Raw genomic sequence first — 20853 nt, 5'->3', positions numbered from 1 at the left:
ACTGGCGAAGGCCCCGAGTGTCGCGCCGGTCGCGCTTATCCTCGAACCCTCGACAAGGAGACAAGGACCGACATGCAGATCGTCATCACCGGCGGCGCCGGCTTTCTGGGCGCCCGCCTCGCCCGCACGCTGCTCGCGCAAGGCAGCCTCTCGCTCGCGGGCGCGGCCCCCGCCCCCATCGCCAGGATCACCCTGGTCGACCGCGCGCCGCCGCCGGCCGACCTCGCGGCCGACCCGCGTGTCGCCTTCGTGACCGGCGACCTCAACGACCAGCTCGGCGCCGATGCCGACGCCACGCCCTGGCGCGAGGCCGCAGCCGTGTTCCACCTCGCGGCCGCGGTCAGCGGCGAGTGCGAGGCCGACTTCGACCTCGGCATGCGCAGCAACTTCGCCGCCACCCACGCCCTGCTCGAACGCCTGCGCGCGCTCGGCACCCGGCCGGTGCTGGTGTTCTCGAGCTCGCTCGCGGTGTTCGGCGATTCGCCCGAGCAGCCGCTGCCGCCGGTGATCGACGACCGCACGCTGCCCACGCCGCAGACCAGCTACGGCATCCAGAAGTTCATCGGCGAGCAGCTGGTGGCCGACTTCACGCGCAAGGGCTTCATCCGCGGGCGCAGCGTGCGCCTGATGACGGTGAGCGTGCGCCCGGGCAAGCCCAACGGCGCGGCCTCGGGCTTCTTCAGCGGCATGATCCGCGAACCGCTGGCCGGGCTGCGCGCGGCCTGTCCGGTGCCCGACGAGACGCCGGTGGCCGTCGCCTCGCCGGCGCGCACCATCGAGGGGCTGATCCGCGCGGCCGAGGCGAGCGAGGCCGAATGGGGTCCGCGCACCGCCGTGAACCTGCCGTCGCTGTCCACGACCGTCGGCGAGATGGCCGCGGCCCTCGAGCGCGTGGCCGGCCCGGCCGCGACCGCGCTGCTCGACCGCACGCCCGAGCCGACGATCCGGCGCATCGTGAAGTCCTGGCCCGGGCGCTTCGACACGCCGCGCGCCCGCGCGCTCGGGCTGGGTTCGGACGACAGCTTCGACGCGGTGATCCGCGAGTACGTCCGTGAAAATCCCGACGCGGTGAAGCTACCGCTTGTTGCATAGTCATGCCTTTGCGGCATGGCGCACCCCGCGCCGCCCGCTTCCCATAAATCCCAGGAGACTCCGAATGAAATTGACCCGACTGGCCGCTGGCCTGGTGCTGGGCATGGGCATGGCATGCGCGGCTTTCGCGCAGACGACCATGAAGATCAGTATCTCCGTGGCGCAGAACTCCCACCAGGGCGTGGCGATCGACACCTTCGCGAAGGAAGTCGAGAAGCGCACCGGCGGCCGCTACAAGGTCCAGACCTTCTACAACGGCTCGCTCGGCGGCGAGCGCGAGTCGATCGAGGCGGTGCAGCTGGGCACGCAGGAGCTGGCCTTCTCCTCCACCGGCCCGATCCCCAACTTCGTTCCCGAGACCAAGATCCTCGACGTGCCCTTCCTGTTCCGCGACAAGGCGCATGCGCGCGCGGTGCTCGACGGCCCGATCGGCCAGGACCTGCTGACCAAGTTCGACGCCAAGGGCTTCAAGGCGCTCGCGTGGGCCGAGAACGGCTTCCGCCACATGACCAACAGCAAGCGCGACGTGAAGGCGCCCGAGGACCTCAAGGGCCTGAAGATGCGCACCATGGAGAACCCGGTGCACATCGCGGCCTACAAGGGCTTCGGCATCATCACCACGCCCATGGCCTTCCCTGAGGTGTTCACCGCGCTCCAGCAGGGCACGGTCGACGGCCAGGAGAATCCGCTGCCGGTGATCATCTCGGCCAAGTTCGACCAGGTGCAGAAGCACCTGACGCTGACCGGCCACGTCTACTCGCCCTGCATCTTCGTGATGAACAAGGCGGTGTTCGACAAGCTCAGCGCCGCCGACAAGCAGGCCTTCATCGATGCCGCCAAGGAAGGCACCAAGGCCAACCGCGCGCGCGTGGACGAGGACGACGCCAAGGGCGTGGCCGACCTGCGCGCCAAGGGCATGACGGTGATCGACAACGTCGACAAGGCCAGGTTCGTGGCGGCGATCGCGCCGGTCAACGCCCAGTTCGAGAAGGACTTCGGCAAGGCCAACCTCGACAAGATCCGCGACTTCAAGTGAGAGCGATGGCCCGCGCCGCGTGACCGTCGAACCCATCGACCGGCGCCCGGCCGAAGCCGCGCCCGCCAGGCACGACGCCCGGCGGGCGTTCCTGTTTTTGACTTCCCTCCCGGGACATTCCTGATGAAAAACAAGTTCCTCGGCCTGGAACGATGGACCACGATGGTGTCCATGGTCCTGGCCTGCGCGATGCTGGTGGTGGCCGCCTCGCTCGGCATGTTCCAGATCGTCACCCGCTTCGTGCTCGAGCAGCCCGCAGAGTGGAGCGAGATCCTGATCCGCGTGAGCCTGATCTGGATGGTCTTCCTCGGCATCCCGATGGCCTTCCGCCAGGGCGCCATGGTCAGCGTCGACGTGCTGTACCGCTGGAGCTCGCCGCGCACGCGCCGCATCCTCGATGCGGTGGTGAGCGTGGCCGCGCTCGCGCTCATGCTGGTCGTGCTGTGGTGGGGCTGGGACTACGCGATCCGCGGCCGCGTGCAGAGCATGGCCGGGCTCGAGAGCCTCTCGATGATCTGGGCCTACATGGCGCTGCCGGTCGGCGCGGTGTTCTCGCTGTTCGGCATCGTGGGCAACTACCTCGATCCCAAGCGCCTCGAACTGGAGACCGCGCAATGACCACGACCATGATCGCGACGATGGTGCTGTGCTTCGCACTGTCGGTATCGGTGGCCGTCTCGATCGGCCTGGCCTCGATCCTGGGCATCCAGGTCACGAACGCCAACATGCTGATCTCCGCCAAGGAGATGTTCAACTCGATCAACAAGTTTCCGCTCGCGGCGATCCCCTTCTTCATCCTGGCCGGCAACCTGATGGAAACGGGCGGCATCTCGCGCCGACTGGTGGAGTTCGCCAAGAGCATCGTGGGCGGCATCCAGGGCGGGCTGCCGATGACCTGCGTGCTGACCTGCATGATCTTCGCGGCGGTCTCGGGCTCCTCGGTGGCCACCACCTTCGCGATCGGCGCCATCCTGATCCCCGCGCTCATCAAGCACGGCTACCCGACCTCCTACGCGGCCGCGCTGCAGGCCACCAGCGCCGAGCTCGGCGTGATCATCCCGCCCTCGATCCCGATGATCCTGTACGGCGTGAGCGCCGAGGTGTCGATCGGCGAGCTGTTCATCGCGGGCTTCGGCCCCGGCATCCTGATCAGCCTCGCGCTCATGCTGTTCGTGTGGGTCTACTGCAAATGGAAGGGCTGGGGCAAGAACGACGGCGAGGGCCGCATGCCCTTCGGCCGCGCGCTGTGGCAGGCCGGCTGGGCACTGCTGATGCCCGTCATCATCCTCGGCGGCATCTACGGCGGCATCTTCACGCCGACCGAGGCCTCGGCGGTGGCGGTCTTCTACGCGCTGATCGTGGGCATGGTGATCTACCGCGAGATCAAGTTCGCCGACCTGTTCGCGATCCTGCGCAAGTCGGTGCTGTCCTCGGCGGTGATCATGTTCATCATCGCCAACGCGGGGCTGTTCGCGTTCCTGATCACGCGCGCGGGCGTGCCCGACGCCATCGGCCACTGGCTGCAGGAAGTGCTGCAGTCGCCCGCGATGTTCCTGCTGGGCGTGAACGCGGCGCTGTTCGTGATCGGCATGTTCATCGAGACCAGCGCGGCGATCATCGTGCTCGCGCCCATCCTCGCGCCGGTGGCGCAGCACTTCGGCATCGACCCGGTGCACTTCGGCCTGATCATGGTGGTGAACCTGGCGCTGGGCATGATCACCCCGCCCTTCGGCGTGAACCTGTTCGCGGCCTGCACGGTGGCGCGCATCTCGCTCGACCGGATCGTGAAGCACCTGGTGCCCTTCGTGCTCGTGATCCTGGCCTGCCTGATGGTGATCACCTACGTGCCCTGGGTCTCGCTCGCGCTGCGCGACCTCGTGTACGCGCGCTGAGCGGGCGCGCTCATCCGGCCCCCTCGGCGGGGCCGGGTGCCTGCAGGTACTGGCTCGGCGGCATGCCCAGCGTGCGCCGGAACATCGCGGCGTAGGCGCTCGGACTCTCGTAGCCGTGCGCCAGCGCCACCTCGACGATCGAGGCCCCGGCCGCCAGCCGCGGCAGGCTCAGCAGCAGCCGCGCCTGCCGGCACCAGGCGCCGAAGTTCATGCCGGTCTCGCGCTGGAACAGCCGCGCCAGCGTGCGCTCATTCATGTGCAGCCGCTTCGCCCAGGCCTCGAGCGTGGCCGGCAGCGCGGGATCGCGCACCAGCTCCTCGCACAGCGCCGAAAGGCGCGCATGGCGCGGCATCGGCACGTGCAGCGAGAGCGCGGGCGCGCGCTCGATCTCGTCGAGGATCAGCTCCATCACGCGCTCGTCGCGCCCGCCGCGCGCGTAGTCCAGCGGCAGCGCGATCGCGCTCACGATGAGCTCGCGCAGCAGCGCGTCGACCGCGATCACGCGGCAGTCGGCGCCCAGGCCGGCGCGCGTGCCGGGCTCGACGAAGACGGTGCGCATGCGCACGTCGCCCGCCATGCGGATGCCATGGACCATGCCGGGCGGCACCCAGGCGCCGCGCCCCGGCGGCACCACCCAGCTGCCGGCCTCGGCGCGCACGATCATCACGCCCGAGATCGCATGGATCAGCTGGCCGCGCCGGTGGCTGTGCGGCGGGATTTCCGAATCGCCCACGGCATCGGTGGCCAGCACCGCGACGGCACGCGGCGTCGACTCGCCGTGCTCGGGACGCAGGTCGAAGGCGGCGGGCGGCTGCAGTTTGTCCATTTCTCGACGATCCTTGTTCATTCGTAGCGAGATCATCTTCGCATGGCTTCCTAGCATGGCCCGGCCTCGACACGAGGTTCCACCGAAAGGACTGATCGAATGCCATGCAATCCGCCACCCGCCACTCCGGGAGGCCACCGATGAACAAGGGCCGCCTCGGGCTTCTCACCGGCACCCACGCCGTCAACGATCTCTACCAGGGCCTGGTGCCCGCGCTGCTGCCGCTGATGGTGCTGGAGCGCGGCTACAGCTACACGGCCGTGAGCGGGCTGATGCTCGCGGCCACCGGGCTGTCGAGCGTGGTGCAGCCGCTGTTCGGCCTCTATGCCGACCGCCATCCGCGGCCCTGGCTGGTGCCGGTGGGCTTCCTGGTGGCGGCGCTGGGGCTGGTGCTCGCGGGCCTGGGCCCGAACTACCTCTGGACCTGGCTCGCGACCGTGCTGTGCGGCCTCGGCATCGCGGCCTATCACCCGAGCGCCACCGTGGCCGCGCGCGCGGCCGGCGGCGCCTCGCAGAAGGCGATGAGCGTGTTCTCGGTCGGCGGCACCATCGGCGCCTCGTTCGCGCCGGTGCTCGCCACCACCGTGGTCGGCGGCGGCGCGCTGTCGCGCAGCTACCTGCTCGGTCTGCCGGCGCTGGCGATGGGCGCCGTGTGGCTGCTGGCCAACCGCGGCCAGGGCGCGGCGAACGCGGCGCGAGCCGGTGCGGCCCGGCGCGCGCAGGCCGCGGTGCAGCGAGCGCCGAACGACTGGCGCGCCTTCGCGCTGCTGGTGGCCACCATCGTCGGCTGGTCGATCCCCTACGTGACGGTGCTGTCGATGCTCTCGCTGCGCATCACGCGCGACCTGCACGGCTCGGCCTTCCAGGGCGCGGTGGCGCTGACCGGCTTCACCGCCGCCGGTGCCGTGGGCACCCTGCTGGGTGGCTGGCTCGGCGACCGCATCGGGCGCATGGGCACGATCCGCGCGGGCTACCTGCTCGCGGTGCCGGCCATGGCCGGGCTGGTGCTCGCATCCTCGCCCGCCTGGGCGCTGGCCTGCACGGCGCTGCTGGGGTTGTGCATGTTCCTGCCCTTCGCGGCGCAGGTGACGCTGGCGCAGGACTACCTGCCGCGCAACCCGGCCACGGCCAGCGGCATCACGCTGGGACTCGCGCTCTCGGTGGGCGGCCTGGTGTCGCCGCTGTTCGGCCTGCTGTCCGATGCGCGCGGATTGGGCGTGACCTTGAGCGCGGTGCTGTGCGTGCTGTGCGTGGCGGCGCTGCTGTCGCTGCGCATGCGCAACCGCACGCCCGACGCGGCCGCGATCTCGCCGCGCCCCACGAGCGCCGCCTGAACCACGGGAACCGGTGAGTGCGCGAGCACCGGTCGTTGCGGCCACCGTACAGACGGGACGATCCGACACATGCGGGCCGGGTTTCACTGCCAGAATCGAAAATCGCCCCGGCGACCGGTTCCGACATCAACACCACCAGGACACGCGCATGAATCGATTCCTCCCCCGTCTCTCCGCAGGTGCCGTGCTCGCGGCGGCAGCGCTGGCCGCGATGGCACCGGCCTTCGCGGCCGATGCGCCCGCGAAAGCGCCCGCACCTGCGGCTGCCGCCTCCGCCGCGGCGCCCGCGGCAGCCCCGGCCGCACCCGCTCCCGCCGCGGCCAGCGCCGCGCCGGCCGAGGTCGAGGCCGCCGTGCTCGCCTGGGCCTCCGCCTGGGCCTCGAAGGACGTGGACAAGTACCTCGCGAGCTACGCGAGCGACTTCCAGCCCGCCAAGGGCGCCAGCCACAAGGCCTGGGAAGAGCAACGCCGCAAGCGCATCGGCAACAAGTCGAGCATCAGCGTGAAGGTCGACAACCTGGTGGTCAGCGTCAACGGCAACACGGCGACCGCGAAGTTCAAGCAGAGCTACGCCGCCGACAAGATCAAGGAAAGCGGCCGCAAGACGCTCGAGTTGCAGCGTGTCGACGGCCGCTGGCTGATCCGCAAGGAAAGCGCGGGCGGCTGAACGCCGCCGCCGTGCATCACCAGCGGTAGACGGCGCGCGCCTGCAGCGTGCGCCGCTGCCCGAAGGCCTGGCCGAGGTTCGACACGTACGTACGGTCGAACAGGTTGGTGGCATTGAGCGAATAGCTCCAGGGTCCGCGGTCGTGGCGCAACGCCACGTCGACCAGCGTGTAGGCCGGGTTGTGGAAGGCGTTGTCCGCGCGCGCGGGCACGCGTCCCACGTAGCGCACGCCGGCACCCAGGCTCCAGCCCGCGAGCGCCTCCCCCGCGAAACGGTAGTCCAGCCACAGCGAGGCGCTGTGGCGCGCCGACTGGCGCGGCCGCTTGCCGACCTGCGCGGTGTCGATGCTCTCGAGCACGCGCGCATCCAGCCAGGTGTAGCTCGCGAGCGCGCGCAGCCGCGCGCCGAGCGCCAGGCGCGCCTCGAACTCGAGGCCGCGCGCGCGCACCACCGCCGGCACGATCTCGAGGCCGAGGTAGTTGCGCTGGTCGCCGGTGAAGCTGCTGCGCCGCGTGAGCTCGAAGGCCGAGACCGTGTAGAGCGAGCGCGTACCCGGCGGCTGGTACTTGAGGCCGAGCTCGAACTGCCGGCCCGTGTCGATGCGCAGCGGCGCCGCGTTGAAGTCCGCGCCCAGTACCGGCATGAACGAGCTCGACTGGTTGAGATAGGGCGACCAGCCGCCGGCACCGCGGTACAGCACGCCGAGGTTGTAGCTGGTGTGGCTGCGGGTACTCAGCTGCGTGGTGTTGTAGTCGTCGTAGCGGCTGCTGCCGCGGTCGTGGCGCAGCGCGAGGTCGAGCGTCCAGCGCTCAGAGCGCATCTGGTCCTGCACGTAGAAGCCGTTGATGCGCAGGCGCCGGGTCTTCGCGCTGGTGCGCGGCAGGTCCACGGGCGCGCCGTACACCGGCGAGAAGGCATCGATGGACGGCGCCGCGACCGCGCCGAACTCGTCGCTGCCGCGGAAGTACTGCTGGTCGGCGCCGAACTGCAGCACATGCGACCAGTCGCCGTGCCGCAGGCGCCCCTCGATGCTGTTGTCGAAGGCGATGGCGCGGCCGCGCGAGCGCGACAGCAGCGTGCTGCGCTCCACCGTGCGCCTGTCGGCCGCGAAGCCGGTGCCGCGCACCTGCGCATAGTCGAGCGCGGAGTGCGACAAGCGGGCCTTCTGGTGGAAGCTCCAGCGCGCGTCGATGCGGTGCTCGAGCAGGTAGGCCAGCGAGGCCGTGTCGCGGTCGTAGCGGTCGATGGCCGGCTCGCCGATCGAGCGGCTCGGCGGGATGCGGCCGTGGGGATTGGGCACGACGAGCGCGTAGTCGGGCCACCAGCTCTTGGGCGTGACGCGGTCGCGCGTGATGTCGGCCAGCAGCGTGAGGCTGGTGTCGGCCGAGGGCTTCCAGCGCAGCGCGGGCGCGAGAAACTGGCGGTCGTCGCGCGAGAAGTCGGTCTGGCCGCCGCTGTCGCGCAGCAGGCCGTTGAGCCGGTAGGTCCAGCGCCCGTCCTCGTCGATCGCGCCGCCGAGGTCGACGCTGCCCTGCCTGCGCGCATGGCTGCCCAGCGTCAGGCCCACCTCGCGCACCGCGTCGGCCGTGGGCCGCTTCGACACCAGGTTGAGCACGCCGCCGGGCGCGCCCTGACCGTAGAGCGCGGAGCCCGGCCCCTTGAGCAGCTCGACGCGCTCCAGCCCCTGCGGCTCGACCTGCCAGCCCGCGTAGTCGCCCGAGGCGAAGAGCCGGAAGCCGTCGAGGAGCTCGGCCGGCGAGAAGCCGCGCACCGTGATCGCCGAGGTGCTCGGGTCGTAGCCCGCGACCTCGGTCAGCACGCCCGCCGTGTAGCGCAGCGACTGGCCCACGGTCTGCGCGCCCTGGTCCTCGATCTGCGCGCGCGACACCACGCTGACCGCGCGCGGCGTCTCGGCCAGCGCGGTGTCGATGCGGTTCGCGGTGGCGCTGCGCCGGGCCGCGTAGCCGTTCACCGGGCCCTCCGCGCGCTCCGCTTCGGCCTCGACCGTCACGGGGGCGAGTTGCCCTTCCTGCGCCTGCTGCGCCGGCTGCGGCGTGCCGGGCCGCACCAGGTAGCCGCCGGCCTCGCTGCGCTGCGCCTGCAGGCCATGCGGCGCGAGCAGCGCGGCCAGCCCCTCGGCGGGCGCGCTCGCCACCGAGCGCGCGGCGCTCGCGCGGCCGCGCACCAGCGCGGGATCGAAGGACAGCGTGATGCCCGCGCGGCGCGCGAAGGCATTGAGCGCGTCCTCGAGCGTGCCGGCCGGCAGTTCGATGTGTTCCCGCGCCATGCCGTCGGCCGGCTGCGCGGCGGCCTGGCCGCACAGCGCGAGCCCGAGGCAGAGCGCCAGCACGCCCTCGCGGGCCGGCAACCGCCGCGAACGGATCGGCACGCGCATGCTCAGCGCCGCACCACCGTCAGGGCATCACCGGCGCCGCGCTCCACCTTCACGGGCAGGGTGCGCACCAGCGCGTCGAGCGCGCGGCCCACCGGATCGGCGCCGCCGAGCTGGAACACGCCCGACACGCGCAGCGACGCGGCTTCGGCATCGCAGGCCAGCGGCGCCTGGCGGTAGCGCGCGAGCTCGGCCACGAAGGCATCGAGCCGCATCTGCCGCGCGACCAGCGCGCCATCGGTCCAGGCATCGGCCTCGAAGCCGGCCTCGGCGGCGCGCTCGGGCGCCGCGCCGTTCGCGCGCACCACGAAGCGGTCGCCGGCCTGCGCGAGCACGGGTGGCGCGTCGCCCGCGTGGATCGCGACCTGGCCCTCGCTCATCGACAGCCGTGTCTCGCTCCCGGCCTGGCGCACGCCGAAGCGCGTGCCGATGGCCTCGAAGCGGGCCTGCGCCGCATGCACCCAGAAGCTGCGGCGGCCGACCAGCGAGTCGGCGTCGGCGCCGGTGCGCACGAACAGCTCGCCGCGCCGCAGCACGATCAGCCGGCGCAGCGGCGAGAACAGCACCTCGGCCTCGGAACCGGTGTTGAGGCTCAGCTCGGTACCGTCGGCCAGCACGACGCGGCGGCGTTCGCCGATCGCCGTGAGGTACTCGGTGCGCTGCAGCCAGGGCGCCTCGTGCCACAGCCAGGCGCCGAACACGCCGCCGGCCGCGACCAGCCCCAGCAGCCGGATCGCGCGACGCCGGCCGCGGGCCTGCAGGCCGGCGGCCGACTGCAGCGCGCCATGGGCCAGCGAGGCCGTGCCCGACGGCACCTGGCGGAAGGCCTCCTCGACCGACTGCACCTGCCGCCAGGCCTGCTCGTGCAGAGGATCGGCCGCGCGCCAGGCCTCGCAGGCGGCCTGGACCTCGGCGCCGGCGCTGCCCGAGCCCAGGCGCACCGCCCAGGCGATGGCCTCGTCGAGCACCTCGGGTGGAGCGCCGCCCTCCGGCGCCGCGCGGCCGCTCATCGCAGCGACAGGCAGTGGCGGATCGCAGTCGCCATGTATTTCTCGACCGAGCTCAGGCTCACGCCGAGCTGCCGCGCGATCTCGTTGTAGCCCAGGCCCTCGAGCCGCGACAGCAGGAAGGCGCTGCGGGCCTTGGGCGCGAGCCCGTCGAGCATGGCGTCGATGCGCACCAGCGCCTCGACCAGCATCAGTTGCGCCTCGGGCGACGGCGCCTGCGGCTCGGGCAGGTGGGCGATGGCGTCGAGGCAGGCGCGCTCGAGCGTCTTGCGCCGCACGTGGTCGACCGCGAGGCCGTGCGCGATGGTCGTGAGCCAGGCGCGCGGCTCGCGCAGTTCGGCGAGCTCGCGCGGCCGGCCGAGCACGCGCATGAAGGTGTCCTGCGCCAGGTCGGCCGCATCGCAGGCATTGCCGAGCTTGCGGCGCAGCCAGCCCTGCAGCCACGCATGGTGGTCGCCGTAGAGCGTTTCGACGCTGGGGGTGGAGACGAGATCCGTCATGGCTGGCACGGGAAGAAGGCGCCCCGCCGGCCGCGGGGCGCCCGATTATCGGCGAGCCCGCGGCGCGGTCCGGCGCCCGGGGCAAAGGGTGGAGAACGGTGCATCGGTGTCTGTCGCATCCCCCGTTTGACGAACGGCGCCGCAAAACCCGCAATGCCCGATTGCAACAATGTGCTTCAGGGATGCATGACTCAGGGCGGCGGGCCGCGCAGCAGCACCTCGTCGAGCCAGTCCGCATGCGCGCGCGTGAAGGCCGGCCGCAGGTGCTGCTCGTCGATGAAGGCCGGGCTGCCGTCCGGCAGGGTGCGATCGCACCGGCCGCCGCGGCACATCCGGCGCGTGACGTCGATGGCCTTGGCGCCGCTGGCCGCCGCGATGCGCAGCAGCTGGTCGTTGAGCGCGGCCTGCGACAGCGGCTGCGGCGTCGTGACCTCGCGCGACACCCGCAACGAACCGAGCCGGCTGCCCTCGAGCATGCGCGCCGGGTCGAACCCACTGCCGCCCGGGTTGTCGAGCAGCAGGTAGACCTTCTTGCCGCGTTGCACCAGCGCTGCCAGCAGGCCCTCGAGCGCGGCCAGCGCGCGCGCCTCCCCTTCCCTGCGCTCGATCGGATAGGCGGCCTCGCCCTCGCGCAGGTCGAAGCCCATCGGCAGGCCCAGGGTCTCGGTGAAGTAGCAGTTCCAGCAGGCGCCGACCAGCACCGTCTCGAACGGTCCCTCGAGCGCCATGCGCAGCCCTTCGTCGCGCCGCGCGCCGCACTCGATGCCCTGGCGCGCGAACACGCCGGGGATCGGCGGGCAGGCCAGGAACACCGTGAAGTACGAGCTCGCCATGCGCTCGGGCGCGCGCTGTGCCAGCGCCGCGGCGCGCGGCGCGTACTGCATCACGTGGCTGTCGCCGATCAGCAGCACCTTGTGCGCGCCCTCGCCGATGCGGTAGGTGACGAAGGGTCCGAGTTCGCCGGTGGTCGGTCCGTCGTGGTAGTCGCGGTCGGCCGCCGCATCGGCCATGCGCTGCAGCGCCGGCCCGTCCAGCCGCGCCGGCAGCCCGGCCTGCACCGCGCAACCCGCGAGCGCGACCAGCACCATGCCGGCGCCAAGCCAGCGCACGGTGGCGCCGCCCGCGCGAGCGCGCAGCCGGCGCTCGAGCCAGCCATGGGTCGCGGCGGCCAGCAGCAGGCTCGCGGCCAGCGCCGCCACGCGCACCGAGGCGGCCAGACCCGTGAGCTCGTGCGGCTCGCGCGGCAGCACGATGCGCAGGAAGCTCAGCACCGGCCAGTGCCAGAGGTACAGCGGATAGCTCAGCAGGCCGATCCACACCAGCACGCGGTTCGACAGCAGGCGCCGGTTCAGCACGCCGCCGCCGCCGGCCGCGATGCAGCAGGCCGCGCCCGCCACCGGCAGCAGCGCCCACCCACCCGGAAAGGCCTTGTCGGCGCGCACCGTTGCCAGGCCGATCGCGATCAGCGCCACGCCCGCCAGCGACAGCAGGTGGGCACGCCAGCCCGCGGGCGGCGCGTGGCCCGGCCGCAGCTGCAGGCAGGCCACGATGCCGCCGGCCGCGAGTTCCCAGGCGCGCGACAGCGGCGAATAGAACGAGGCCCCGCGATGCGAATGGATGCCCAGCACGTTGATCGCGAAGGAGGCGATCGCCACCAGCCACAGCACGCGCAGCAGCGGCCAGCGCCGGCGCCAGCTCAGCGCGATCAGCACCGGCCACAGGATGTAGAACTGCTCCTCGATGCCCAGTGACCACAGGTGCAGCAGCGGCTTGAGCTCGGCCGCGGCGTCGAAGTAGCCGGCCTCGCGCCAGAAGACCAGATTGGCCACGAAGAAGGCGCCGCCGCCCGCCTGCCGCCCGAGCGCCCTGAACTCGTCGTCGAGCAGCACCCACCAGCCGAAGGCCAGCACCGTGGCGAGCACCAGCAGCAGCGCCGGGAAGATGCGCCGCACGCGCCGCGCATAGAAGTCGCGATAACTGAAGCGGCCCTCGGCCTGCGCGCGCAGCAGGATCGAGGTGATCAGGAAGCCCGAGATCACGAAGAAGACATCGACGCCGATGAAGCCGCCGGGCACCGCGCGCGGAAAGGCGTGGAAAAACACCACCGCGAGCACCGCGACGGCGCGCAGGCCGTCGATGTCGGCGCGATAGGCTTCGGCCCGCGCGGCGGTGTTCGCCGCAATGGCCGGCGCGCGCATCGGCAGGTCGCGAAAGGTCGGGCTCGTGCTCATCGGGGTCGGCAACATCCGGTGCAGCCCGCGCCGTCCGGAGCGCGTTCCGGTCTTGTCGCGAGGGCTTGCCGGGTTGCCGAACGGAAGCGCGAAACCCGCAGCGCTCGCACGGGCGATGCTTAAGCCTTTGGTGTTCCGCGCTTCATGAAGATGTCACGCGCATCCGCGATGCTCGGGCTCCATCCCGGACCCGGCGGCACCGCATGTTTCCCACCAAGACCGACAAGGCGCGCGACGAACTCCAGGGCGGACAGCGCACCCTGAGCCAGCGCGAACGGGCCTTGCTGCTGATGGCCGACGGCCGCCGCTCGCTGACCGACTTCAGCCCGCTGTTCGCGAGCCGCGGCGATGCCGAGCAGGCCCTGATGACGCTGGTGGAGCGCGGCTACCTGCACGACCCGCGCACGGTGGCCGTGGTGGAGGCGGTGGAGGCCGCGGCGCCGGAACCGCAGCCCGCGCCGGCCGCCGAACCCATCCACGTCTCGACCGCCGCCGACGCCTTCGACGGCAAGCGCTCGCTGGCCACCACGCGCATGTTCCTGTTCGACATCTGCGAGCGCATGTTCGTGCGCCGCGATCCGCGCTTCGCGCTGCAGATGCGCGACGCGCTGCGCGAGGCGCGCGACCGCGAGGCCATGCTGACCATCGCCGCGCTGATGCTGACCGAGGTCGAGAAGACGGCCGGCGCCGAGCGCGCGGAGTCATTGCGCGAGCGCATCGAGCGGCTGCTGCCGCCGGCCGAAGTGATGCACTGAACCGGCGCCGCAATCCACTACACTCGCCCGGGTCAGGAGAGAGCCCCGCACGGGGCCGCCGAAGGCGCAGGGAACCCCCGAACGCTCAGGCAAAAGGACTGACACAGCGCCGGCCCTCGCGGGACGGCGTTTCCTTGCTGGAGAGAGGCCGGTGCCGCAGGCGCCAGGCCCACCGAAGGAGCAAACCCCGATCGTGGGGCGAATCTCTCAGGTAAAGCGGACAGCAGGGGTGGCCCCATGGCGCGAGCCATGGCATTCGATTGCTGCCCCCAGGAGTGCCCCGTGGCTGCTTCCGCCCCCGAATCCGAACTGCTCAAGACCCCGCTGCACGCATTGCACCTGGAACTCGGCGCCCGCATGGTGCCCTTCGCCGGCTACTCGATGCCGGTCCAGTACCCCGCCGGCCTGATGGCCGAGCACAAACATACGCGCGAGGCCGCGGGCCTGTTCGACATCTCCCACATGGGCCAGCTGCGCCTGTCCGGCCCCGACGCCGCGGCCGCCTTCGAGACCCTGATGCCGGTCGACGTGATCGACCTGCCCGCGGGCAAGCAGCGCTACGGCCTGCTGCTCGACGACCAGGGCGGCATCCTCGACGACCTGATGTTCTTCAACGAAGGCAACGGCTCGCTGTTCGTGATCGTCAACGGCGCCTGCAAGGTGGCCGACATCGCCCACATCCAGCAGAGGATCGGCCAGCGCTGCCAGGTGCAGCCGCTGCCCGAGCAGGCGCTGCTCGCGCTGCAGGGACCGCAGGCCGCGGCCACGCTGGCAAGGCTCTCGCCCGGCATCGAGCGCTTCGTGTTCATGACCGGCGGCGCGGTGCAGATCGGCGGCATAGCCGCCTTCGTCACGCGCAGCGGCTACACCGGCGAGGACGGCTTCGAGATCTCGGTCGCCGCGAAGGACGCCGAGGCGCTGGCGCGACTGCTGCTGGCCCAGCCCGAGGTCAAGCCCATCGGCCTGGGCGCGCGCAACTCGCTGCGGCTCGAGGCCGGCCTGTGCCTCTACGGCAGCGACATCGACACCAGTACCACGCCGGTCGAGGCCTCGCTCAACTGGGCGATCCAGAAGGTGCGCCGCACGGGCGGCGCGCGCGCGGGCGGCTTCCCCGGCGCCGAGAAGATCCTGGCCCAGCTCACCGCCGCCACCGGCGCGGCCGGCCATCTCGACCACGACACGCTCAAGCGCCGCCGCGTCGGCCTGGTCGCGCTCGAGCGCATCCCGGTGCGCGACGGCACGCCGCTGCAGTCCTTCGAGGGCCAGGACATCGGCCAGGTCACCAGCGGCCTGCTGGGCCCGACGGCCGACCGGCCGGTCGCCATGGGCTACGTGGCCACCGCCTTCGCCGAGCCCGGCACCCGGGTGCAGGCCATCGTGCGCGGCAAGCCGGTGCCGATGGAGGTCTCGACGCTGCCTTTCGTGCCGACCCGCTACTACCGCGGCTAACCTACGCCCCGGCATCGGCCACTTTTTATCCACGAGGAGTTTTTCGACATGAGCATCAAGTACACCAAGGACCACGAATGGGTGCAGGCCGAGGGCGGCAACGCCACGGTCGGCATCACCGTCCATGCGCAGGACGCGCTGGGCGACGTGGTCTTCGTCGACCTGCCCGAGGTCGGCAAGAGCTTCGCCCAGGGCGATGTCGCCGGCGTCGTCGAATCGGTGAAGGCCGCGGCCGACGTGTTCATGCCCGTCTCGGGCGAGATCACCGAAGTCAACGAGGCCCTGCGCGCCGATCCCTCGCTCGCCAACAGCGCGCCGCTGGCCGAAGGCTGGTTCTTCAAGGTCAAGCTGTCCGAACCGGCGCAGCTCGACGCGCTGATGGACGAAACCGCCTACGGCAAGTTCGCCGAGGAATCCTGACCCCCTGAAACCGGATGGCCGGACGCGAAGGCTCGCGTCCGGAAGTCCGCTCCCCCTTCTCTTCCCCCGCCCGCCATGCCCACCCCCGCCGCCCTGCCCACCCTGCAAGAACTCGAGAACGCCGAGGAATTCATCGCCCGCCACATCGGCATCGATGCCGACGACGAGGCGCGCATGCTGCCCGTGATCGGGTCGGCCACGCGCGCCGAACTCATCGACGGCATCGTGCCCGCGGCGATCCGGCGCAGCAAGCCGATGCGGCTGCCGGCACCGGCCACCGAGGCCGATGCGCTGGCCGAGCTCAAGGCGATCGCGGCGAAGAACAAGGTGTTCCGCAACTTCATCGGCCAGGGCTACTACGGCACCCACACGCCGGGCGTGATCCTGCGCAACATCCTCGAGAACCCGGCCTGGTACACGGCCTACACGCCCTACCAGGCCGAGATCTCGCAGGGCCGCATGGAGGCGCTGGTCAACTTCCAGACCATGGTGTGCGACCTCACGGGCATGGCGATCGCCAATGCCTCGATGCTCGACGAGGCCACCGCGGCCGCCGAGGCGATGACGCTGGCCAAGCGCAGCGTGAAGAGCAAGAGCAACGTGTTCCTGGTCTCGGGCGACTGCCATCCGCAGACCATCGAGGTGGTGAAGACCCGCGCCGCGCCGCTGGGCATCGAGGTCAAGGTCAGCACCGCTTCCGAAACCCTGCCGCACCTGATGGCCAGCGGCGAATTCTTCGGCGTGCTGGCGCAATACCCGGCCACCACCGGTCACGTGCACGACCTGCGCCCGCTCGCGGGCCACGCGCATCAGTACGGCGCGGCCTTCTGCGTCGCGGCCGACCTGCTGGCGCTGACCCTGCTCGCGCCGCCCGGCGAATGGGATGCCGACATCGTCTGCGGCACCACCCAGCGCTTCGGCATGCCGCTGTGCAACGGCGGCCCGCACGCGGCCTACCTGGCCTGCCGCGACGACTTCAAGCGCTCGCTGCCGGGCCGCCTGGTCGGCGTGAGCGTCGACACCCATGGCCGCCCTGCCTACCGCCTCGCGCTGCAGACGCGCGAGCAGCACATCCGGCGCGAGAAGGCGACCTCGAACATCTGCACCGCGCAGGTGCTGCCCGCCGTGGTCGCGAGCATGTACGCGGTCTACCACGGGCCCGACGGCCTCACGCGCATCGCGCAACGCGTGGCCGCGCTCACCGCGATCCTCGCGCGCGGCCTGGCCCAGATGGGCCGCGAGCCGGTCAACGAGACCGCCTTCGATTCGCTGACCATCCGCACAGGCGACGACACCGCGAAGATCCTCGAGCGCGCGCAGGCCGCCAACGTGAACCTGCGCCAGCGGCTGCAGCAGCACCTGGGCATCTCGCTCGACGAGACCAGCACGCGCGCCGACGTCGAGACCCTGTGGGCGCTGTTCGTGCCCGCCGGCACGCCGATGCCGCGCTTCGAGGAGCTGGCCGCCAACACCGCGCCGCGCATTCCGCAGGAACTGCGCCGCGCGAGCGCCTTCCTATCGCACCCGGTGTTCAACACCCACAAGAGCGAGACCGCGATGCTGCGCTACATCCGCAGCCTGTCGGACAAGGACCTCGCGCTCGACCGCAGCATGATCCCGCTGGGCAGCTGCACCATGAAGCTCAACGCGACCAGCGAGATGATCCCGATCACCTGGCCCGAGTTCGCGAACATCCATCCCTTCGCGCCGGCCGAGCAGCTGCAGGGCTATGCCCAGCTCGACGCCCAGCTGCGCGCCTGGCTCTGCGAAGCCACCGGCTACGCGGGCATCAGCCTGCAGCCCAATGCCGGCTCGCAGGGCGAGTACGCGGGCCTGCTGGCGATTCGCGCCTTCCACGAGGCCAAGGGCGAGGGCCACCGCAACATCTGCCTGATTCCCTCGTCGGCGCACGGCACCAATCCCGCGAGCGCGCAGATGGTGGGCCTGCAGGTGGTGGTCACGGCCTGCGACGCGCAGGGCAACGTCGACCTCGACGACCTGAAGCGCGCCTGCGAGAAGCACGGCAAGAACCTGGCCGCGGTGATGATCACCTACCCGAGCACGCACGGCGTGTTCGAGACCCGCGTGAAGGAGCTGTGCGAGCTGGTGCATGCGCACGGCGGGCGCGTGTATGTCGACGGCGCCAACATGAACGCGCTGGTGGGCGTGGCCGCGCCGGGCGAGTTCGGCGGCGACGTGAGCCACCTGAACCTGCACAAGACCTTCTGCATCCCGCACGGCGGCGGCGGCCCGGGCGTGGGCCCGGTCTGCGTGGTCGAGGACCTCGTGCCCTACCTGCCGGGCCATGCGACCGCGGGCGTGTCGGGCCATGGCGTGGGTGCCGTGTCGGCCGCGCCGCTGGGCAATGCGGCCGTGCTGCCGATCAGCTGGATGTACTGCCGCATGATGGGCGCGAAGGGCCTGCAGGCCGCGACCGAGACCGCGATCCTCAGCGCCAACTACATCAGCGCGCGGCTCAAGGACCACTACCCCACGCTGTACGCGAGCCCCAACGGCCACGTCGCGCACGAGTGCATCCTCGACCTGCGCCCGCTCAAGGACACCAGCGGCGTCACCGCCGAGGACGTCGCCAAGCGCCTGATCGACTACGGCTTCCATGCGCCCACGCTGAGCTTCCCGGTGCCGGGCACGCTGATGGTGGAGCCGACCGAGAGCGAGCCGCTGGCCGAGCTCGACCGCTTCATCGAGGCGATGATCGCCATCCGCGGCGAGATCCGCCGCATCGAGGAAGGCGTCTGGCCGAAGGACGACAACCCGCTCAAGCACGCGCCGCACACGGCCGCGAGCCTGCTCGGCAGCGAATGGGGCCATCCCTATGCGCGCGAACTCGGCGCCTTCCCGCTGGCCGGGCTCAAGGATGCCAAGTACTGGCCGCCGATCGGCCGCGTCGACAACGTCTACGGCGACCGCAACCTGTTCTGCAGCTGCGTGCCCGTGGGCGAATACCAGGAAACCGAAGCGGCCTGAGCCGCATGGACCCCGGCGAGATCGCCTCGCTCAAGTCGCGCTGGCGCGGCTGCGTCTGGGCCCACACGCTGAGCGACGACGAGGCCGAAGTGCTGCTGCCGCAGCTGCGCTTCGTCGAACTCGCCGCGGGCCAGGCCATCTGGCATCGCGGCGACCCGGCCGAGCACTGGGTCGGCATGGGGCGCGGCAGCATGAAGCTGTGCACCACCTCGGCCTCGGGCAAGCCCGTGACCTTCATGGGCCAGGCCTTCAGCTGGGTCGGCGAGGTCGAGCTGATCCGCAACGAACCGCGCTTCTGCGACGCGGTCGCGCTGTCCGACGCGGTGATCATCAAGATGCCGAAGGCCGCCTTCTTCCACCTGCTCGACGGCAACCGCGCCTTCAACCGCTTCGTGCTGCAGCTGCTGAGCGAGCGGCTCACGCAGTCGATGGCCGTCACGCTGTCGGACCGCACGCTCGACCCGGTCGCCAAGGTCGCGCAGAGCCTGGCCTCGCTGTTCAGTCCCGCGGGCTTTCCGCCGCGCTCGCTCGAGCTGCAGGTCTCGCAGGCCGAGCTCGCGCTCTACTGCAACATGTCGCGCCCGCGGCTCAACGCGGCGCTGCGGCGGCTCGAGGCCGAGGGCCTGCTGACGCTGGGCTACCAGGTCGTGACCTTGCGCGACCTCGATGCGCTGCGCGCCTACCGCGCCGCGCCCTCGGCCGCGAGCGGCAGCCACACGCGGCCCGAGACCGCATAGGCGTTGTCGCCGGCGATGCCGGCCACCGGTGCGCCCGAAGCAGGCGCCCAGACGTACTGCGCATGAGTGGCGAACAGCGCCACGCCGAGCTCGTCGCCGGGCCGCAGGCGCGCGGCCACGCCGCCGAGCGCGATGCGCTGCCGCCCCGGCGGCGCGGGCACCACTTGGTCCGACAGCAGCATCAGTTCGCCGTTGCGGCGCAGCGCGAGCCCCACCAGGGCCACGCCGGGTCCGCCGGCCGCCCGCACGTCGAGCTCGGCCTCGGGCACGCCGGCCAGCACCGCGCCGCGTGGCGCATCGGTGGGCAAGGGAACGAAGACCGGTGCCGGCGAACCGGCGCGCACCTCGGTCCGCGCGAGTGCCGCGCCGAACTGCGCCGCGATCGGCGCCGTGCCCTCGAAGGCCGTGCCGTCGTCGAGCGCGATGCACAGCTGGGGCACCGAAGGCGCGGACGGCTCGATGTCGCGCAGCTTGGCATCGAGCCAGCCGAGCATCGCGTCCATGGCATCGACGCTGCCGCAGCGCGCCGGCTTGTCGCGCTGCCCCGCGCGCGGATTCACATGGCCCGAGCGCAGCACCATGAGCCGCACGTCGCCGCCGCCGGCCTTCAGCTGGCGCCAGTTGCGCAGGCCCTCGTCCATGTCGAACAGCACGTCCTCGCTGGCCTGCACCACCAGCGCATCGACGCGGCGCGACGGCTGCCCGGACCAGCTCAGGCCCGAGGGCCCGTGCGCCTGGTAGGCATCGCGCAGCCGCTGCGCATCGGCGCCCATGTCGTTCCAGGCCCAGGCACCGGGCTTCGGTGCCGTCTCGCACAGCGGCCGCAGCAGCCCGCCGTCGCGCACCTTGCCGCGCTGCGCCATGAAGCATTCGAACTGCACGAAGCCCTGCTTGAGCACGCCCTGCGGCGCCAGCGAATGCTGCAGGTCGTACCAGGTCATCGACGGGATCGCGGTCGCGATGCGCGGCTCGAGTTGCGCGAGCTGCATCTGGTAGCCGCCACCGTACGAGCCGCCGATGCTGCCGATGCGCGGCCTGCCGTCGGCGCCCTTGCGCAGCGGCAGCTCGCGCTCGGCCCAGTCGATCAGGCTGCGGATGTCGACGATCTCGGCCCGCGGATCCATGATGCGGCTGTCGCCGCCGCTGTCGCCATGGCCGCGATGGTCGAAGCTGATCACCGCATAGCCGCGCTCGACCAGCGTGGGCACGAGGCGGTCGACGCGCGACCAGTAGCTCGCGCCCGGGTCCGTGTCGCGCGGCGGCAGTTCGCGCAGCCGGCCGAGGCCGAAGCCGCTCGCATGCAGCACCAGCGGATAGCCGCCCTCGGGCTTCGCATCGGGCAGGAACAGCGTGAACGCGACCTTCGTGCCCCTGGCCGCGTCGGCGCCCGCGAGCGGATCGGGCACCGTCGATTGCAGCGCGTGCTGTTGCACCGTGGCCGCGTGCGCCGCCGGCAAGGCCATGCAGGCGGCGGCGCACAGCGCGATGGCGTGGATCAGGGTCTTCATGTCTCGTTCGTTCCTCGTC

At 71.5% G+C, this 20853-nt stretch carries 17 protein-coding genes and 2 riboswitches; of the genes, 11 read left to right on the top strand and 6 right to left on the bottom strand.

Features of this window, described 5'->3' with window-relative positions:
- Positions 1-72 precede the first annotated feature (72 nt).
- The 4 genes from denD to KV106_RS04995 all read left to right on the top strand — a co-directional run bounded on the left by denD (position 73) and on the right by KV106_RS04995 (position 4020).
- Positions 73-1092 (top strand): D-erythronate dehydrogenase, encoded by a 1020-nt coding sequence (gene denD, locus KV106_RS05010; protein ID WP_261206710.1) that lies wholly within the window; start codon positions 73-75, stop codon positions 1090-1092.
- Between the two features lie 64 nt (positions 1093-1156).
- Positions 1157-2128 (top strand): TRAP transporter substrate-binding protein, encoded by a 972-nt coding sequence (locus KV106_RS05005; protein ID WP_057597664.1) that lies wholly within the window; start codon positions 1157-1159, stop codon positions 2126-2128.
- 123 nt (positions 2129-2251) lie between these two features.
- The gene (locus KV106_RS05000; protein WP_057597665.1) at positions 2252-2746 is read left to right on the top strand and encodes a TRAP transporter small permease; all 495 of its coding nucleotides are present in this window, start codon (positions 2252-2254) and stop codon (positions 2744-2746) included.
- The gene (locus KV106_RS04995; RefSeq protein WP_057597666.1) at positions 2743-4020 is read left to right on the top strand and encodes a TRAP transporter large permease; all 1278 of its coding nucleotides are present in this window, start codon (positions 2743-2745) and stop codon (positions 4018-4020) included. Before KV106_RS05000 ends, KV106_RS04995 begins: the two co-directional genes overlap by 4 nt.
- 10 nt (positions 4021-4030) lie before the next feature.
- On the opposite strand, the gene KV106_RS04990 is transcribed toward KV106_RS04995, so the two are convergent.
- Positions 4031-4846 (bottom strand): AraC family transcriptional regulator, encoded by an 816-nt coding sequence (locus tag KV106_RS04990; protein WP_261206703.1) that lies wholly within the window; start codon positions 4844-4846, stop codon positions 4031-4033.
- A 140-nt stretch (positions 4847-4986) separates the two neighbouring features.
- On the opposite strand from KV106_RS04990, the gene KV106_RS04985 reads away from it, so the two are divergent.
- Together KV106_RS04985 and KV106_RS04980 are read left to right on the top strand one after the other, a co-directional pair.
- Positions 4987-6180: an MFS transporter gene (locus KV106_RS04985; RefSeq protein WP_261206702.1), complete on the top strand. Its 1194-nt coding sequence runs from the start codon at positions 4987-4989 to the stop codon at positions 6178-6180.
- Positions 6181-6328: 148 nt separating this feature from the next.
- On the top strand, positions 6329-6847 hold the full coding sequence (locus KV106_RS04980; RefSeq protein ID WP_082322233.1) for a YybH family protein: 519 nt from the start codon (positions 6329-6331) through the stop codon (positions 6845-6847).
- A gap of 16 nt (positions 6848-6863) precedes the next feature.
- On the opposite strand, the gene KV106_RS04975 is transcribed toward KV106_RS04980, so the two are convergent.
- The 4 genes from KV106_RS04975 to KV106_RS04960 all read right to left on the bottom strand — a co-directional run bounded on the left by KV106_RS04975 (position 6864) and on the right by KV106_RS04960 (position 12977).
- A complete protein-coding gene (locus tag KV106_RS04975; protein WP_261206694.1) occupies positions 6864-9242 on the bottom strand; it encodes a TonB-dependent siderophore receptor in 2379 nt (792 codons plus the stop codon).
- A gap of 2 nt (positions 9243-9244) precedes the next feature.
- Positions 9245-10249 (bottom strand): DUF4880 domain-containing protein, encoded by a 1005-nt coding sequence (locus tag KV106_RS04970; protein WP_261206692.1) that lies wholly within the window; start codon positions 10247-10249, stop codon positions 9245-9247.
- Positions 10246-10746, bottom strand: a complete 501-nt coding sequence (locus tag KV106_RS04965; RefSeq protein WP_057597614.1) for a sigma-70 family RNA polymerase sigma factor — start codon at positions 10744-10746, stop codon at positions 10246-10248. Before KV106_RS04965 ends, KV106_RS04970 begins: the two co-directional genes overlap by 4 nt.
- A 191-nt stretch (positions 10747-10937) precedes the next feature.
- The gene (locus KV106_RS04960; RefSeq protein WP_261206688.1) at positions 10938-12977 is read right to left on the bottom strand and encodes an acyltransferase family protein; all 2040 of its coding nucleotides are present in this window, start codon (positions 12975-12977) and stop codon (positions 10938-10940) included.
- A gap of 203 nt (positions 12978-13180) precedes the next feature.
- Here KV106_RS04960 and KV106_RS04955 point away from each other — a divergent pair, with 203 nt between their 5' ends.
- From KV106_RS04955 to KV106_RS04935, 5 genes are all read left to right on the top strand, one after another.
- Positions 13181-13732 carry a hypothetical protein gene (locus KV106_RS04955; protein WP_261206686.1) on the top strand — a complete coding sequence of 184 codons (552 nt, stop codon included), beginning with the start codon at positions 13181-13183 and terminating at the stop codon, positions 13730-13732.
- A gap of 23 nt (positions 13733-13755) precedes the next feature.
- A riboswitch (glycine riboswitch) is annotated at positions 13756-13839 on the top strand.
- Between the two features lie 20 nt (positions 13840-13859).
- Positions 13860-13966: riboswitch (glycine riboswitch) on the top strand.
- A gap of 15 nt (positions 13967-13981) precedes the next feature.
- Positions 13982-15181 carry a glycine cleavage system aminomethyltransferase GcvT gene (gcvT, locus tag KV106_RS04950; protein ID WP_261206685.1) on the top strand — a complete coding sequence of 400 codons (1200 nt, stop codon included), beginning with the start codon at positions 13982-13984 and terminating at the stop codon, positions 15179-15181.
- 48 nt (positions 15182-15229) lie between these two features.
- Positions 15230-15601 carry a glycine cleavage system protein GcvH gene (gene gcvH / locus KV106_RS04945; RefSeq protein ID WP_093344930.1) on the top strand — a complete coding sequence of 124 codons (372 nt, stop codon included), beginning with the start codon at positions 15230-15232 and terminating at the stop codon, positions 15599-15601.
- Between the two features lie 75 nt (positions 15602-15676).
- Complete coding sequence (gene gcvP, locus KV106_RS04940; RefSeq protein ID WP_057607547.1) at positions 15677-18589, top strand: aminomethyl-transferring glycine dehydrogenase; 2913 nt, start codon at positions 15677-15679, stop codon at positions 18587-18589.
- 5 nt (positions 18590-18594) lie between these two features.
- Positions 18595-19326: a Crp/Fnr family transcriptional regulator gene (locus KV106_RS04935; protein ID WP_261206674.1), complete on the top strand. Its 732-nt coding sequence runs from the start codon at positions 18595-18597 to the stop codon at positions 19324-19326.
- Here the strand turns inward: KV106_RS04935 and KV106_RS04930 are convergent.
- Positions 19269-20834, bottom strand: a complete 1566-nt coding sequence (locus tag KV106_RS04930; RefSeq protein ID WP_261206672.1) for a CocE/NonD family hydrolase — start codon at positions 20832-20834, stop codon at positions 19269-19271. The two genes, KV106_RS04935 and KV106_RS04930, sit on opposite strands and share 58 nt — an antisense overlap.
- Between the last annotated feature and the right edge of the window lie 19 nt (positions 20835-20853).

The sequence above is a fragment of the Variovorax endophyticus genome, from assembly GCF_025376855.1.
Taxonomy (GTDB): Bacteria; Pseudomonadota; Gammaproteobacteria; order Burkholderiales; family Burkholderiaceae_C; genus Variovorax.
This window is presented reverse-complemented; position numbering and strand designations above follow the sequence as displayed.

Coding starts and splice junctions, on each gene's coding strand:
- denD (WP_261206710.1), top strand. CDS start 73: ATGCAGATCGTCATCACCGGCGGCGCCGGCTTTCTGGGCGCCCGCCTC.
- KV106_RS05005 (WP_057597664.1), top strand. CDS start 1,157: ATGAAATTGACCCGACTGGCCGCTGGCCTGGTGCTGGGCATGGGCATG.
- KV106_RS05000 (WP_057597665.1), top strand. CDS start 2,252: ATGAAAAACAAGTTCCTCGGCCTGGAACGATGGACCACGATGGTGTCC.
- KV106_RS04995 (WP_057597666.1), top strand. CDS start 2,743: ATGACCACGACCATGATCGCGACGATGGTGCTGTGCTTCGCACTGTCG.
- KV106_RS04990 (WP_261206703.1), bottom strand. CDS start 4,846: ATGGACAAACTGCAGCCGCCCGCCGCCTTCGACCTGCGTCCCGAGCAC.
- KV106_RS04985 (WP_261206702.1), top strand. CDS start 4,987: ATGAACAAGGGCCGCCTCGGGCTTCTCACCGGCACCCACGCCGTCAAC.
- KV106_RS04980 (WP_082322233.1), top strand. CDS start 6,329: ATGAATCGATTCCTCCCCCGTCTCTCCGCAGGTGCCGTGCTCGCGGCG.
- KV106_RS04975 (WP_261206694.1), bottom strand. CDS start 9,242: ATGCGCGTGCCGATCCGTTCGCGGCGGTTGCCGGCCCGCGAGGGCGTG.
- KV106_RS04970 (WP_261206692.1), bottom strand. CDS start 10,249: ATGAGCGGCCGCGCGGCGCCGGAGGGCGGCGCTCCACCCGAGGTGCTC.
- KV106_RS04965 (WP_057597614.1), bottom strand. CDS start 10,746: ATGACGGATCTCGTCTCCACCCCCAGCGTCGAAACGCTCTACGGCGAC.
- KV106_RS04960 (WP_261206688.1), bottom strand. CDS start 12,977: ATGAGCACGAGCCCGACCTTTCGCGACCTGCCGATGCGCGCGCCGGCC.
- KV106_RS04955 (WP_261206686.1), top strand. CDS start 13,181: ATGTTTCCCACCAAGACCGACAAGGCGCGCGACGAACTCCAGGGCGGA.
- gcvT (WP_261206685.1), top strand. CDS start 13,982: ATGGCATTCGATTGCTGCCCCCAGGAGTGCCCCGTGGCTGCTTCCGCC.
- gcvH (WP_093344930.1), top strand. CDS start 15,230: ATGAGCATCAAGTACACCAAGGACCACGAATGGGTGCAGGCCGAGGGC.
- gcvP (WP_057607547.1), top strand. CDS start 15,677: ATGCCCACCCCCGCCGCCCTGCCCACCCTGCAAGAACTCGAGAACGCC.
- KV106_RS04935 (WP_261206674.1), top strand. CDS start 18,595: ATGGACCCCGGCGAGATCGCCTCGCTCAAGTCGCGCTGGCGCGGCTGC.
- KV106_RS04930 (WP_261206672.1), bottom strand. CDS start 20,834: ATGAAGACCCTGATCCACGCCATCGCGCTGTGCGCCGCCGCCTGCATG.